Source organism: Marinococcus salis (assembly GCF_054971365.1).
In genome coordinates this window covers 14,585-28,818 of the sequence record NZ_JBQOJB010000001.1, presented here as the reverse complement: position 1 = coordinate 28,818, position 14,234 = coordinate 14,585, and the positions used below count along the sequence as shown (strand labels likewise).

14 protein-coding genes, 1 pseudogene and 3 riboswitches are annotated in these 14,234 nt (G+C 49.7%); of the genes and pseudogenes, 14 read left to right on the top strand and 1 reads right to left on the bottom strand.

All coding sequences use genetic code 11. The features are described 5' to 3' along the window. The first annotated feature begins 35 nt into the window (after nucleotides 1-35). The 3 genes and pseudogenes from ACTTK6_RS00140 to ACTTK6_RS00130 all read left to right on the top strand — a co-directional run. Complete coding sequence (locus ACTTK6_RS00140; protein ID WP_462832282.1) at nucleotides 36-953, top strand: nucleoside hydrolase; 918 nt, start codon at nucleotides 36-38, stop codon at nucleotides 951-953. Between the two features lie 57 nt (nucleotides 954-1,010). Beyond that, nucleotides 1,011-1,253 (top strand): DUF2584 family protein, encoded by a 243-nt coding sequence (locus ACTTK6_RS00135; RefSeq protein ID WP_079474957.1) that lies wholly within the window; start codon nucleotides 1,011-1,013, stop codon nucleotides 1,251-1,253. Nucleotides 1,254-1,510: 257 nt separating this feature from the next. Beyond that, nucleotides 1,511-2,566: pseudogene (locus ACTTK6_RS00130) on the top strand (sodium/glutamate symporter); the annotation flags it as partial. A gap of 458 nt (nucleotides 2,567-3,024) precedes the next feature. On the opposite strand, the gene ACTTK6_RS00125 reads toward ACTTK6_RS00130, so the two are convergent. Next, a complete protein-coding gene (locus tag ACTTK6_RS00125; protein ID WP_094907528.1) occupies nucleotides 3,025-3,831 on the bottom strand; it encodes a 2OG-Fe dioxygenase family protein in 807 nt (268 codons plus the stop codon). 202 nt (nucleotides 3,832-4,033) lie between these two features. On the opposite strand from ACTTK6_RS00125, the gene ACTTK6_RS00120 reads away from it, so the two are divergent. From ACTTK6_RS00120 to ACTTK6_RS00070, 11 genes are all read left to right on the top strand, one after another. After that, nucleotides 4,034-6,190: a type IA DNA topoisomerase gene (locus ACTTK6_RS00120; RefSeq protein WP_462832281.1), complete on the top strand. Its 2,157-nt coding sequence runs from the start codon at nucleotides 4,034-4,036 to the stop codon at nucleotides 6,188-6,190. 31 nt (nucleotides 6,191-6,221) lie between these two features. Further along, nucleotides 6,222-6,320, top strand: a riboswitch (guanidine-I (ykkC/yxkD leader). Nucleotides 6,321-6,421: 101 nt separating this feature from the next. Next, nucleotides 6,422-6,763 carry a DMT family transporter gene (locus tag ACTTK6_RS00115; protein ID WP_094907526.1) on the top strand — a complete coding sequence of 114 codons (342 nt, stop codon included), beginning with the start codon at nucleotides 6,422-6,424 and terminating at the stop codon, nucleotides 6,761-6,763. Further along, a complete protein-coding gene (locus tag ACTTK6_RS00110) occupies nucleotides 6,763-7,080 on the top strand; it encodes a DMT family transporter (protein ID WP_079474962.1) in 318 nt (105 codons plus the stop codon). The genes ACTTK6_RS00115 and ACTTK6_RS00110 overlap by 1 nt, the downstream gene beginning before the upstream one ends. Nucleotides 7,081-7,198: 118 nt before the next feature. Further along, nucleotides 7,199-7,537, top strand: a complete 339-nt coding sequence (locus ACTTK6_RS00105; protein ID WP_094907525.1) for a DUF1516 family protein — start codon at nucleotides 7,199-7,201, stop codon at nucleotides 7,535-7,537. A gap of 178 nt (nucleotides 7,538-7,715) precedes the next feature. Then, nucleotides 7,716-9,188, top strand: coding sequence for a potassium/proton antiporter (locus ACTTK6_RS00100; protein ID WP_462832280.1), 1,473 nt, complete (start codon nucleotides 7,716-7,718; stop codon nucleotides 9,186-9,188). Nucleotides 9,189-9,245: 57 nt separating this feature from the next. After that, entirely contained in the window at nucleotides 9,246-10,145 is a 900-nt protein-coding gene (locus ACTTK6_RS00095) for an AEC family transporter (RefSeq protein WP_462832279.1), read from the top strand. A 53-nt stretch (nucleotides 10,146-10,198) separates the two neighbouring features. Then, nucleotides 10,199-10,298: riboswitch (TPP riboswitch) on the top strand. Between the two features lie 56 nt (nucleotides 10,299-10,354). Next, nucleotides 10,355-10,457: riboswitch (TPP riboswitch) on the top strand. 42 nt (nucleotides 10,458-10,499) lie between these two features. Further along, on the top strand, nucleotides 10,500-11,111 hold the full coding sequence (locus ACTTK6_RS00090; protein WP_462832278.1) for a thiamine phosphate synthase: 612 nt from the start codon (nucleotides 10,500-10,502) through the stop codon (nucleotides 11,109-11,111). After that, the gene (gene thiO / locus ACTTK6_RS00085; protein ID WP_462832277.1) at nucleotides 11,101-12,225 is read left to right on the top strand and encodes a glycine oxidase ThiO; all 1,125 of its coding nucleotides are present in this window, start codon (nucleotides 11,101-11,103) and stop codon (nucleotides 12,223-12,225) included. The genes ACTTK6_RS00090 and thiO overlap by 11 nt, the downstream gene beginning before the upstream one ends. Next, nucleotides 12,209-12,409 carry a sulfur carrier protein ThiS gene (thiS, locus tag ACTTK6_RS00080; RefSeq protein ID WP_079474968.1) on the top strand — a complete coding sequence of 67 codons (201 nt, stop codon included), beginning with the start codon at nucleotides 12,209-12,211 and terminating at the stop codon, nucleotides 12,407-12,409. The genes thiO and thiS overlap by 17 nt, the downstream gene beginning before the upstream one ends. A gap of 4 nt (nucleotides 12,410-12,413) precedes the next feature. Next, nucleotides 12,414-13,178 carry a thiazole synthase gene (locus ACTTK6_RS00075; RefSeq protein WP_079474969.1) on the top strand — a complete coding sequence of 255 codons (765 nt, stop codon included), beginning with the start codon at nucleotides 12,414-12,416 and terminating at the stop codon, nucleotides 13,176-13,178. Continuing rightward, nucleotides 13,175-14,194, top strand: coding sequence for a ThiF family adenylyltransferase (locus ACTTK6_RS00070; RefSeq protein WP_094907520.1), 1,020 nt, complete (start codon nucleotides 13,175-13,177; stop codon nucleotides 14,192-14,194). The genes ACTTK6_RS00075 and ACTTK6_RS00070 overlap by 4 nt, the downstream gene beginning before the upstream one ends. Nucleotides 14,195-14,234 lie beyond the last annotated feature (40 nt).

Sequence of the window (14,234 nt, the reverse complement as noted above, 5' to 3'; positions counted from 1 at the left end):
CAAACATATAGTTATAGAAAGAAAGGAAGCAGCAGATGAAAACGCCAGTAATTATGGATATGGACCCGGGACACGACGATGTCATTGCTTTATTTCTTGCAGCGGGGCATCCGGATATGGATATCCGGGCTGTGACGACCGTTTCAGGTAATGCAGATATTGGAAAGACAACAAGAAATGCTTTAGTGGCTGCTGATACCGCCGGCCTGGACAAAGTGCCGGTGGCCGAAGGAGCAGGAAGGCCTCTGGTCCGTATGCCGGAGCATGCACCTTCGATTCACGGCGAGTCGGGACTTGACGGGCCTGCACTTCCAGTACCTGCACATATGGTGGAAGAGAGACATGCCGTAGACGTGATGGAGGAGGTTTTGCTTCATTCGGAGGAGGATATTACTGTTATTGCGACAGGCCCTTTCACAAACGTTGCTCTTTTATGCCGGAAAAACCCGAAGGCGGCCCGGAGGATCCGCCGTTTATCGATCATGGGCGGCGGAACGTTCGGTAATTGGACCCCGGCAGCAGAATTTAATATTTATGCGGATGCAGAAGCAGCAGAGATCGTATTTGCAAGCGGCATCCCGATAACGATGTGCGGCCTCGATGTCACCCATCAGGCGTTAGCATCCGAATCTGTGGTGGAGCGGATCAAAGAAATACCGACTATGGCTGCCCAGTTTACGTACGAATTGCTTGACCATTTCCAGCGTGCTTACGAAGAGCGTTTCCACCTGGCACTTCCGCCAATTCATGATCCATGCGCGGTGGCAGTGTGCCTGGCCCCGTCCCTTTTTACATTTGAATCCGCCGATGTGAAAGTGGAAACAGCGGGAAAGCATACGTATGGGGAAACGGTCATCGATACTACTGCTGGAGGACCGGTGCAGATCGCAGTAGATATTGACAATGATAAATTTTGGGGTCTGATCGTACAATCGCTTAAAAATCTGCCATAATGGAGATAGAAAAGAAAGCGTTAAAATTATACAGTCAAGGGAGCAGGAGGGACGCATATGGGTTTTTCTGTAGAAATGAACTGGGAAATTATTACGAATAAGCAGGCTGAGCGCCTGGATGAAAGAAATTTTCGGTTGATCAAAGATAACTATCAAATGTTTCCGCTTGATCATCCGCTTCCAATTCATACGTTTGCTGAAAAAGTACCCTTTGGCAAGGCGGTAATTCACCGGGTGGAATGGGAGTCTCACCGCACAACGATTGAATACGAGCTGGTGTCATTAACGTCTGTAAATTAAGCAAAAAAGTAAGCGAACCGGAAACAAAATCTGCGAAAAACCGAATGGTCAGCTTTCTGCATTCGGTTTTTTTATGTTTTTATTTATGTTCATTTTCATCAAAATTGTACTTGTAACCCTTTAAGACGAACTGCGGGGAAGGGCCGCGTATGATAAAATGAGTTTTTGTCGCCTGGTAATGGTACATATGGATGTTGATCCGACATATTTATTTTAAATGAAAAGGGGCTGCGATTGTGTCGTTTGATGTCATTGGAATGGCTTTAGTTGTTATTAGTATGGTTCTTGCTCTTGGAAAGTGGGTCCGTCTTCGGATTCCTTTATTACAGCGTTTATTTTTGCCAAGTGCCCTCATTGGCGGATTTTTAGCTCTCCTGCTTGGGCCTGGGGTTTTAGGAAGGATTAACCAATCGCTGTTTGGATCCCGCTTTTTGGAAAACGGGCTATTCACAGCGGATATTCTTGAAGTTTGGGGTGCACTGCCAGGCCTCCTTATTAACGTTGTTTTCGCCTGTTTATTCATCGGGTTCCGTCTTCCGAACATGAAAGAAATGCTCAGGGTCGGCGGGCCGCAGATTGCTTTTGGGTACACCCTTTCCTGGGGGCAGTACGTAGTAGGCATCAGTCTTTGCCTGTTATTCTTGACGCCGGTCTTTGGCCTGCCGCCGGCTGCCGGGGCGCTGATTGAAATTGGTTTTGTGGGCGGCCACGGTACAGCCGCCGGGCTGGAAAGTACATTCACCCAGCTGGGCTTTGAGCAGGGTTATGATCTGGCGATCGGCCTTGCCACTGTGGGTGTACTTTCCGGAGTTATCGCTGGGGTCATTTTATTGAATTGGGGTGTGCGCCGTAATAAGTCAAACATACTCAAAAAACCAGAAGATGTTTCGGTGGACGCCCAGTTAGGCATTAATGAGCATGAGGCACGGGATGCTGCGGGCAAAATGACCACGTCTCCCACTTCAATCGATCCTCTTGCTTTTCACGTTGCTCTAGTAGCTATTGCTGTTTTTACCGGATATTTGCTTCTCGAAGCACTCGTGTGGCTGGAATCCGTAACGTGGGGAGCATGGAGCGGAGTCTATATCTTTGAATACATTCCTTTATTTCCGCTAGCTATGATCGGCGGTATTCTGCTTCAACTGGTGTTTACGAAATGGGATCGCTTTGACATCATCGACCGTGGCCTGATCAACCGTATCCAGGGGTTGTCGCTTGACCTGCTGATCGTTAGCGCACTGGCAAGTTTGCAGTTATCAGTACTAGGCACTTATTTCCTGCCTTTTCTCATTTTAGCTGTTTCGGGTATTTTGCTGAATGTGCTCGGTTTTATCTATTTGGCGCCCCGTATGATCCCATCGTATTGGTTTGAGAGAGCTCTTGGCGATTTTGGGCAGTCTACTGGCGTGGCAGCGACTGGGCTTCTCTTAATGAGGGTGGCTGATCCTGAAAATAAGTCCCCTGCCTTTACTGCCTTCGGCTATAAGCAAATTTTATTTGAACCAATGGTGGGCGGCGGTCTCGTAACGGCTGCTTCTATCCCATTTATTTATCAATTCGGTGCATTACCTGTTCTCATTGTTGTAACTGCACTGATGATAGCCTTTATGCTGTTGGGCCTTTTATATTTTGGGCGTAAACGTGAAGCTTCTTCAGAAAAATGAAATCATTGAAAGAAGCATAAGTTTGTTCACCGGGGGCTTTTACAGCAGCCTCCGAAAAAGTTGCTCTCCATTTAAAACCCCTGGCGTCTGTGGCGCCGGGGGTCCTTTTATACATAATCCATGTTGTTGGTATCGCCGTGCATGCTGCGAATTTCATCCGGGTTGGCAACGACGGTTGGCTGGTAATCAATTAAAATGGCTGAGCGCTCCCCGGGCCCGTCCTCTGGCCCCTTGCGTACAGAGCCAACATAATGAGTGACCAGCGGATCATACACTCCGTAGGATTCGAGGGGACGGGTCATGTAAAAGGAGTCAGTGATTTTATCTTTTTCTACATCTTCCGGCATCCGCCCACGGACTTCCGGTACAGAAATAACGTTTCGGGCGCCTTCGATATTTCGCCGGCGGATCAGGTGGGCGAACGTAAACGGCTCTCCGTCCTGGTGCAAGGTATTCGGCGATGAAAATGCTTCGTCTTCTTTCGAGTCAACGTGAAGCTTCACAAAGTGGACTCCCGCATGAAAAGGCATGAGCGCATCTTCGCGCGTCCAGAATGTCTGGCGGAAGTTAAAAGCGATCAGTGCTTCAAGCAGCCGATTGTGCCTGATGTGCTCAGGGATGGCAGGAAAGCGGCGGCTCGCATCGGGATATTCCGGATTGAACGACCCCTGGAAATAATCGTAGTAGCTTTTACCGTCCCTAACCGTTTCCGGCAGCCATTCGATTCGGTGGGTGCCCGGGAAAATAACGGCACGTCCGTACTGGCGGTATCGATTCAGGTGCGGTGCATAATCGTCGGCCGGAAGATCGTCAAAGGCCGCAGTTAAGGCTGCCAGGTCTTCTTCGCTATAACTTTCGTGCAGTATATCAGCTAAGTCGTAATATTCATAACCGTGCTGTTTTAAAGGTTTCATTTGTTTATTTCTCCTCCCGAATGGTGGTTTCTTCGAGTGGAAGCATCCTCCCATTGTTTTCACAAATGCTAGTGTATCACGCCGGGACGGAGTTGAGTATATGAAAGGCAGGCTCCTTCTTTCGTTTTTGTGACAGATTCCTTATAATAAAGAACAAATGTTCTTGAAATTCAAAGAAATCAGCGAAGAGAGGAATTTCTTTATGCCAGTCATATTAGCGGAAAAACCGTCGCAGGCAAAAGCCTATGCGGCCGCGTTTCAGATACAGGAGAAAAAGGACGGGTACATGCGGCTGAAGCCGTGCAGTCTGTTTCCGGACGGGGCAGTGCTTACCTGGGGCTTCGGCCATTTGCTCGAGCTCCGGGCCCCGGCCGATTACGAGTCCTCCTGGAAAAAATGGTCGCTCGACACACTTCCGATGCTTCCTGCCCATTTCCGCTTCAAACCGAACCCGCGGGCGTTCAAGCAGTTGAAGGTCGTTAAGCAGATGCTGCAGGAAGCCGACAGCATTATTATTGCGACCGACTGTGACCGTGAAGGCGAAAACATCGCACGAAGCGTCATTGATTATACGAAAACGTCCCATAAACCGATCCGGCGTCTTTGGATTAACAGCCTGGAAAAGGACGAGGTATACAAAGGCTTTGAACAGCTCCGGGAGGGGGCAGACTATTTTTCGCTATATGAGGAGGCACGGGCCCGCCAGTTTTCCGACTGGATCGTCGGCATGAACGCGAGCCGCCTGTATACGCTTTTGCTAAAACAAAAGGGCATCAATGAAGTGTTCAGTGTCGGCAGGGTCCAGACGCCAACGCTCAAGCTTATTTACGACAGACAGAAAGAAATTGAGGCGTTTGAGCCCGAACCCTACTGGGAGCTTGAAGGAACCTTCCGTGCGGAAGCAGGCGAGTATAAAGGAAAGTATAAAAAGCGCTTCGGCTCAAAGGAAGAAGTACTCCGGATTTGGAAGGAGCACGGCTTGAAAAAGGATACCGAAGGAACAATCAGCAGCATAAAAAAAGAAGAAAAACAGGAAAAGCCGCCGCTTCTTCATTCGCTGTCGAGCCTGCAGACGACGATGAACAAAAAATATAAAATGAGCCCGTCTGCTGTGCTGAAAACGGTCCAGAGCCTTTATGACGAGCCGCTAAAAGCTGTATCCTACCCGAGAACAGACACCCGCCACATTACTTCGGGTGAATTTAACTACTTAAAAGGAAATCTGAACCGGATGCAGGACTGCATGAACGCTTCCTTCGAACCGGCATCCTTGACGCCTTCGAAACGGTTTGTAGACGGGAGTAAAGTCCAGGAGCACCATGCGATCGTCCCAACGAAGAAAGTGTTGAGCGAGGGCCAGTTCGAAAAGCTGAACCGGGCCCAGCAGCAGGTATACAAAGAAATAATGAACAGCGTGCTTGCGATGTTTCACCGGAACTATGTGTATGAAGAAACAACGCTCGAAACGGAGGTCCAGGGCCTCATCTTTGAAAGCAAGGGACGGGTAGACAGCCAGCTGGGCTGGAGGGAGCTGTTTCCAACACCTAAAAAGAAGAAGGAGCAGGAGGATAAAACACTGCCTCCAGTTACTGAAGGAGAGCAGGTTAAAGCGTATGTCCAGGCAGCTGAAAAAGAAACCCAGCCGCCTAAGCCCTACACAGAAGGCCAGCTGATCAATATGATGAAGTCCTGCGGCAAATGGATTGAAGACGACGAAGCTTCCAAAAAAGTACTGCAGGAAACAGAAGGCCTTGGGACAGAAGCGACGCGAAGCACTATTATTCAGACGCTGCAGAAACAGGAATATATCCGGATTCAGAAAAACGTCGTGGAAGTCACCGCCAAAGGCCGCGCCCTCTGCGAGGTAGTAGAGGGAACGCTTTTATCCAAGCCGCTTTTGACCGCGAAATGGGAAGCCTTTTTAAAGCAAATCGGAAGCGGTGAAGCAGATAAAGAAGCTTTTTTAAAGCAGACCGAGGCTTTTACGAAAAAGCTGGTCGAAGAGGCGCCGGCAGGCATGACGAATATGCAGACCAATCCGGATCAGGTGGCCGCCTCCAAAAAACAGCCGCAGCGCGCAGAGCCGATCGCTCTTTGTCCCGTATGCCAAAAAGGGCAGCTGATGGAACGAAAATCCTTTTATGGCTGCAGCGAATATGCAAACGGCTGTAAATTCACCATACCAAAAACATTATTAAAGAAAAAAATCACCCAGGCTCAGGTTAAGAAGCTGTGTGAGAAAGGGGAGACGCAGGTGATCAAAGGATTTAAAGGCAAAAAGCCGTTTGACGCCAAATTAAAACGCAAAGAAAATGGCGTCGAGTTTGTGTTCCCCTCCAAAGACAATGCCTCGTCGTAGACAAAAGCCGTGAATTTGATATACTGAAAGGCATAATGTTTTCTAGGGTTCCGCGGCAGAGCCGGACTGGTCCGAGAGAAAACCCGTAAACGAAACGTTTGCGACACGGAGGGACAAAAACCCGGGAGATCTTCGCTGCGAAGAATTCCCGGGTTTTTTCGTGTGCAAAAGCTGGGGTGAAACAAATATTTCCGGGAAATAATAAGAAGAAATCGGTAAGGAGGACTCGTAGTGGGGTGGATAAACGTCGCGGCAGCAGCAACATTTGAAATTCTCTGGGTAATCGGTTTGAAGCACGCCTCGGCTGGATGGGAGTGGGCGGGAACGCTCGTGGCTATTGTATTGAGCTTTCTCTTTTTGATACGGGCGGGCGAATATCTTCCGGTAGGCACTTCGTATGTAGCCTTTGTCGGCATCGGTACGATCGGGACAACAGTCCTTGATATGATATTTTTTGGCCAGCCGTTCCAATGGAGCAAGATGGCCTTTATTATCATGCTGATTGCCGGAATCTCCGGGCTTCACATGGCCTCCGGAAGGCCAAGGGCAAATGAAGGAGGGGAACAACAGTGATGACGTGGCTGTATTTGATCGGCGCCGGCATTTTTGAGATGATTGGTGTTTCTATGATCAATGAATGGATTCAAAAGCGGGTCATCTGGCCGCTGTTTATGATTGCAGGAGGTTTTGGAGCGAGTTTTTTTCTTCTTTCCCTTGCAATGCAGACCCTTCCGATGGGAACCGCCTACGCTGTCTGGACAGGAATAGGAGCGGCAGGGAGCGCGCTGTTCGGCATGCTTTGGTACAAAGAGCCGGCCAATGTTGGCAGGATAGTAAGCATTGCGGTCATTCTGTCCTCCGTCGTAGGCTTGAAGCTGATAGCGCCATAAAACGTTCAAGAACTAACGCTGTTTCTGGCTTGAGTCCAGGCTTTATTTTGATTATAGTTACAAGCAGGTGAAATATCTGGAAAAGAAACAAATTGAAGAGTGAAAAGGAGGAAAGCATATGGATCTTCAGAGCATTTTGTATGAAGCACATTCCGGTTCGTGGGCATTTTTGATCATCTTCTTTTTGATCAGCTACCTGTTTCCGAAACAAAAAGTAACGATGATGATTGAACGGCTGTTTGTAGTCATTATGGTTCTTTCTGGCGCGGGCATGGTGGCGTTGTATGGCTTCCCGCTCCTGTCCATTGTAAAAGGTGTTTTGGCCCTTGTTTTTATCGGAGTAATGGAAATGATGTTCGTTCGTCGCCGGGCAGGCAGAAAACACGCCATGTTCTGGATTTTATGGATCATTTTGTTCGCAATTATCTTATCCATCGGCTATGATGTGATTGGGTGAGGCAGAAAGCATGCTGTTTTTTGCAGCATGCTTTTTGTATGCTCCCATTTTCGGGTATAGCATTCTTATAAAAATGTCTGTGTGCGGGTTTTTTACACAAAAATTATATGTATCATGCAAGTAATACATAGAAAAGCCGAAGTAGAAAGCTGCGGCAGGTGGAGGGAGGAAACCGTGAGTGTTTGAAGGGAATGCGAATGTGGATTCGTTTATATTATTAGGAGCACTTCTGCTTATTTTAGGCGTCGTCGTAACAAAATTTTCGACACGTCTCGGGGTGCCTTCGCTTATTTTATTCATTATTCTGGGTTTGCTCATGGGAAACGACGGCTTTGGCATCATTGACTTCGAAAATGTCCAGCTTGCCCAGACTGTTGGAATTATAGCCTTAATTATTATTTTATTTGAAGGCGGGACCCAGACAAAGTGGCGCGATATCAAGCCGGTCGTCGGACCTTCTGTAACGCTTGCCACGTTCGGCGTGCTGTTTACGGCTGCCTTGATGGGAGTCGTAGCGAAGCAGCTGCTCGACCTCACCTGGCTTGAAGCGATGCTCCTCGGAGCTACGGTTGGTTCGACAGATGCCGCAGCTGTTTTTGCTGCTTTGAAGGGGCGCAGCATTGATAAAAAAATGGGCTCCACCCTTGAAGCGGAATCAGGCAGCAACGACCCAATGGCTGTGTTTTTAACGCTGTTTTTTATCGAATTAATTCTGGCCGATTCGCCCAACGTATGGCTTTTGTCCGGTGCTTTTTTCTGGCAGATGGGCGTCGGTCTTGCGATGGGCGGTCTGTTCGGGTGGGTAGCCTCCTGGACGATTAACCGCATTAATCTGGATTCGAGTGGCTTGTACCCCTTATTTGCGATCGCGTTTGCGCTGTTAACCTACAGCGTGACCTCTAGCATGAGTGCGAGCGGATTTTTGGCAGTGTATGTAGCGGCACTTTTGATAGGAAACTCCGATTTGATCTACCGCCAGCCGATTTACCGGTTTAATGAGGGAATGGCGTGGATGTCGCAAATAAGCATGTTTATCATTCTGGGCCTGCTTGCCTTTCCAAGAGATATCCTGACGTGGTCGAACATCACTATGGGGCTCATTTTATCAGCGGTGTTAATGTTTTTGGCGCGTCCGCTTGCCACGTTTTTGTCGACCTCTTTTTTCGGCTACAAGCCGAAGCAGAATATATTTCTGTCCTGGGCGGGACTGCGCGGGGCGGTGCCGATCATTTTGGCTACCTATCCGATTGTTGCCGGCGTGGAATCGGGCACCCAAATTTTCAACGTCGTCTTTTTTATTGTGCTCACATCCGCGCTGATCCAGGGCGCGACCATCGCTCCGCTGGCAAAATGGCTTCATTTGTCCGGGCCGCTCCGGGAAGCCCCGACCCATTCCCTGGAACTGGTCTCCCTCGGGAAAGCGAACGCAGAAATTATGGAATTTCAAACGAATGAAGCGACGCCGATCGTCGGCCAGACGCTCCAAAGCATTGAATTTCCCGCCTCTGCGCTGATCAGCGCGATCGTCCGGGAGGATGAGCTGGTCACGCCGATTGGTGAGACAGTAATCCAGGCTGGTGATTATTTGTATATTCTTGTATCACGTAAAGAGAAGCGTATTTTAAAGCAGATGCTCCGGCACGATTACTGACAGAAAAGGGCCGGCGTTAAAGTGTATTAAATTTAAAGAAAGAAGGGAGGGCTCTGCATGGGTGTGCTGATCAATGTATTGGTCCCGATCATTTTAATATTTACGATTGGCTATTTGCTGCAGAAAAGGCAGGCAGTGGGCATTCGGCCGGTGTCAGCTGTCGCTCTCTATGTATTAACGCCCGCGCTTGTTTTCCGGACGTTTTATGAAAGGGAATTGAACAGCGACATGCTGTCGATGGCTCTGTTTTCCGTGGTGTTTTTAGCGGTAATGACCGGCGTGATCAAACTGGTGGCTTACTTGCGCAAATGGCCAAAAGCAAATGAAACCGGCATGATGCTTTCCACCGTATTTATGAATGCGGGCAATTACGGTGCTCCCTTGATTTCTTTTGCTTTCGGTGATACAGCCTTTGCCTATTCGATTGTTTTTATGGTCATCCAGACGATGCTGATGAACACTGTCGGCGTCTATATTGCAAACAGCACCAATATGGATGCGGCCGATGCGTTTCGCACAGTACTGCGGATGCCGGTATTTTACGCCCTGCTCGCAGGCGTCCTTTTTCAGCTGACCGGGATACCGATCGGGGCGACCTACTATGAAGCCCTTGATATGCTTGCCAGTGCAGCGATTCCGGTGGTTATGATTATTCTGGGTATGCAGCTTGCACGTATATCTGTAAAAAGCATGGATTGGAAGCTCGTGAGCGCTGGAACGTTTTTACGACTCGTATTCGCTCCGGCGCTTGCTTATTTGATTGCGTTATTGCTTCAGACTAATGACACGCTTACTACTGTGCTTGTTGTTTCTACAGCGATGCCGAGTGCAGCAACTATGGCGATGATTTCGGTACAGTTTGATTCCAACCCCCAGCTCGTTTCAGGTATTACGCTGGTAACGACTATTTTAAGCGTCCCTTCTTTATGGGTAGTACTGTCGATTTTTCAGGTTTAAAGATTGGGGATAAATTGACGGCAGCGAAGCAGCGCGTTATGATATAAGTAATATCGAACCACTAGGGGTGCCTGTTGGCTGAGACGGCGTAAAGCTGATCCCTTTGAACCTGATCTGGATTATACCAGCGGAGGGAAGTGGGGAAGAGATGCTGATACGACTATCTCCCCTCGCTTTCTAACGAAGGCGGGGTTTTTTGTGGGGAAATATATATTTGCTGGGGGTGCCTGCTGAGGCTGAGACCGGAGAAAGATCCGGAACCCTTTGAACCTGATCTGGAGAGCCAGCGGAGGGAAGCAGCCATGTTGAACCTTTTAACAGGCAGCCTCCTTCCTTCTGGAAGGAGGCTTTTTTATGGATAAAAAGACGAAGCCATGCATTCACGCAGTGTCGCCGCCGGATATCCCGGTGGCTGAGTGGTGGGGGAAGACGAGGGAGCTGGCAGACGTCGTTGATTATGTGCATATACGGGCACCGGAGTGGACGAAGCAGGAAAAAGAAACAGCTGTGAAGCTGGCGTTGGAAGAAGGAGTAAGTCCCGGGAAGCTTATAATAAATGACGAGCCGGAGCTTGCTGCTGCTTATCAGCTGGCCGGCGCTCATCTGCCCGAGCGCCGTACAGACTTCCCGGCTGACGGGCGCTGGGGCCAGTCTGTGCACTCCGCAGAGGCAGCGAAAAGAAGTGAGCGACAGGAAGCATCCTGGCTTTATTTTGGCCATGTTTTTGCTTCAGGCAGCAAGCCCGGAAAGGCTCCGCGCGGGCTCGGGGCGCTGAAAGCAGCCGTAACAAGCGTTCGTATTCCCGTAATTGCTATTGGGGGCATCACTTCTGAAAACGCGGAGGAGTGCATAGAAAACGGGGCCTCCGGGATAGCGGCCATCGCAGCTTTGTACGAAAGAGATTGTCCCGGGGAGGCAGCAGAGCAGCTTCGGGCCAGGGTAAGGAGTGATAGTAATGAAAGTTGATACTGAAGTTCTTATTATTGGGGCGGGGGTCCAGGGATGTTCCCTTGCATACCAGTTAAGCAGACGCGGCCGCCGCGTTATGATAATCGAAAAAGCTTCCATAGCTGCCGGTGCTTCGAAAGCGGCTGCCGGAATGCTTGGGGCGCAGTCCGAGTGGGAGGGTTCAGATCTTTTTCAGGAATTTGCGCTCGAAAGCAGGGCTATGTTTGCTGAACTGGTCCCGGAGGTGGAAGCGCTCAGTGGAATGGACGTTTCTTACGTAAATAATGGCATGCTGAAGCCGGTATGGAACAAAACGGAAGCAGAAAAGTATCAACGGTTATCAGGCCACAGCTATGGCGCGAAATGGCTTTCAGCACGGGAGACGCGAAGCAAAGAGCCAGCGCTTTCTGAGCACATCCACGGGGCCTGGTCTATACCGAAAGACGGGCAGCTCCGGGCCTATGAATGGACATTGGCCCTTGCCAGGGCAGCGGAGGCCAACGGAACGGTGATTCGGGAAAATACCGCAGTCGATCAACTCTTAGAAGCTGACGGCCGGGTCTGTGGAGTGAAAACAAGCGAAGGCAGCATCAAAGCAGATGAAGTTGTTTTTACGGGAGGAAGTGCCGGAGCCCGTCTGTTGGATGAGAGGGAATTCAGCCTCTATCCGGTGAAAGGCGAATGCTTGTCTGTACGCTTACCGGACGCTGCTTTGGAGCATACCCTGTACACTCCGGAAGTGTATATTGTTCCTAAAAAGGACGGAGAAATTTTTATCGGAGCTACAGAGAAGCCCGGAGACGCGAGTACGGAAGTCACGGTAGCCTCAATGCAGAAGCTCATGAAAGCAGCCGTGCATTTAGTGCCGGGGTTAAAGCATGCAGGGATTGAAAGATTCTGGAGCGGTGTCCGGCCGCAGACAGGCGACGGGCTGCCGTATATGGGAAGAACAAGCAAAGGCCTGTGGGTGATGACCGGGCATTATAGAAACGGTATCCTTCTTTCAGCACGGAGTGGGAGCTGGATGGCTGCCCGGATTGAAGGGGAAAGCGTTCGCGAAGACTGGAAGCAGCTGTTCGCCGTGGATCCGAAAATACGAAAAGGAGGAGTCATTCATGCAAATCACGCTTAACGGTCAAATACAGAATATTGAGAACAGTCAAACCGTAGCCGAGTTACTGGAAGAGCTTCAAGTAGCCCATAAGAAGACGGTGGTGGAGCGAAACGGGATTATTGTGATGGAAGAACTGCACAAGGAAGAAGGTTTGAAGGACGGGGACAGAATCGAAATCATTCATTTTGTAGGAGGCGGATGAACGAATGCTTAACATTGGCAGTATGACATTTAACTCACATCTATTTCTCGGTACGGGAAAGTATAAAGACGCAAAAACCCAGCTGCAGGCGGTAGAAGCATCAGAAACTGAAGTATTGACCTTTGCTGTCCGTAGAATGAACTTATTTGACAGCAGTCAGCCGGACCCATTTGAGCAGATGGATGTTTCAAAGTACAGGCTTCTCCCAAATACTGCCGGAGCCAAAACAGCGGAAGAGGCGGTCCGGACAGCTAAGCTGGCGGAAGCAGCCAATATGTGTGACATGATCAAAGTAGAAGTAATTGGCTGTGACAAAACACTTCTACCGGACCCGGTGGAAACGCTCCGGGCTTCAGAACAGCTTCTTAACGAAGGGTTTACGGTTCTCGCCTATACGTCCGATGACGTAGTGCTTGCAAGAAAGCTTCAGGAAACCGGGGTTCATGCAGTTATGCCAGGAGCCTCTCCTATAGGAACGGGGCTCGGGATCATCAACCCATACAATCTTTCGCATATTATCGAACAGGCAAAGGTGCCGGTTATTGTGGACGCAGGCATAGGGAGCCCGAAGGACGCATCTTACGCCATGGAGCTTGGGGCTGACGGTATCCTTTTAAACACAGCGGTTTCAGGAGCAGGCGACCCTGTAAAAATGGCTGAAGCGATGAAACTGGCCATAAGAGCCGGTACTCTTGGTGCAGAGGCAGGAAGAATTGATAAGAAATTTTATGCACAGGCAAGCAGCCCTCTAGGAGGCCTCAGCATTTGAATACAGAAGAACGTTTCTCCCGGCAGCGGTTATTTCATGGAATCGGGCGGAGTGGACAGAAAAAGCTGGAGGAGTCCCATGTAATAGTGATAGGGGCCGGAGCTCTAGGGAGTTTAACAGCTGAAAGCCTCGTGCGTGCGGGGATCGGGAGATTAACGCTAATCGACCGGGATTATGTAGAGGTAAGCAACCTGCAGCGCCAGCAGTTGTATACAGAAGCGGACGCAGCAGCGTATACACCGAAAGCGGAGGCAGCGAAAAGACGGCTGCTCGATATCCGGAGTAACGCAGTCATTGATATAATTGTCGGCGAAGCAGATCCGGCCGTGCTTGAAAACTGTCTGCCTGCAGACCTTATTATTGACGGACTCGATAATATGGAGACGAGGCTGATGATTAATGATACAGCGTTGAAGCACCGGATTCCCTGGATTTACGGAGCCTGTGTGGGGGCATACGGACTAAGCTATACAGTGACACCGGAAGAAGGGCCGTGCCTGCGCTGCCTGATGAAGGGCATTCCGATGGAAGGTGAAACGTGTGACACGATGGGAATTATTGCCCCGGCTGTCCAATTTGTGAGCGCCACGCAGGTGACCGAAGCGATGAAGCTGCTTACTCATTCCTTTAAACAGCTACGCGGAACGCTGTGGTCGTTTGATGTATGGTCGAACGAGAGTTCTTCCATTCGTGTAGACTCGCTTCAGGATGTTCATTGTCCCTCCTGCGGAGAATCGCCAACGTATCCAGCGCTCGCATGGAGTGGGAGAAGCAAGGCAGAGACGTTGTGCGGCAGGGATGCCGTACAAGTGAAGCCTCTTCCGGACATGCAGGTGTCACTCGAGCGTACAGCGGACGCTCATAAAAAGCACCTTTCCAAAGCGAATCAGCATCTGCTGGTGTTAAATATTGAAAACAAGCGGCTGGTGCTCTTTAAAGATGGAAGGGCCATCATTCACGGGGTCTCCGGGGAAGTGGAAGCTAGATCGTTGTATCAGAGATACATTGGAGGATAAATATTCCTTGTTTCATTTTACGGGCGGAGTGGTAATATTC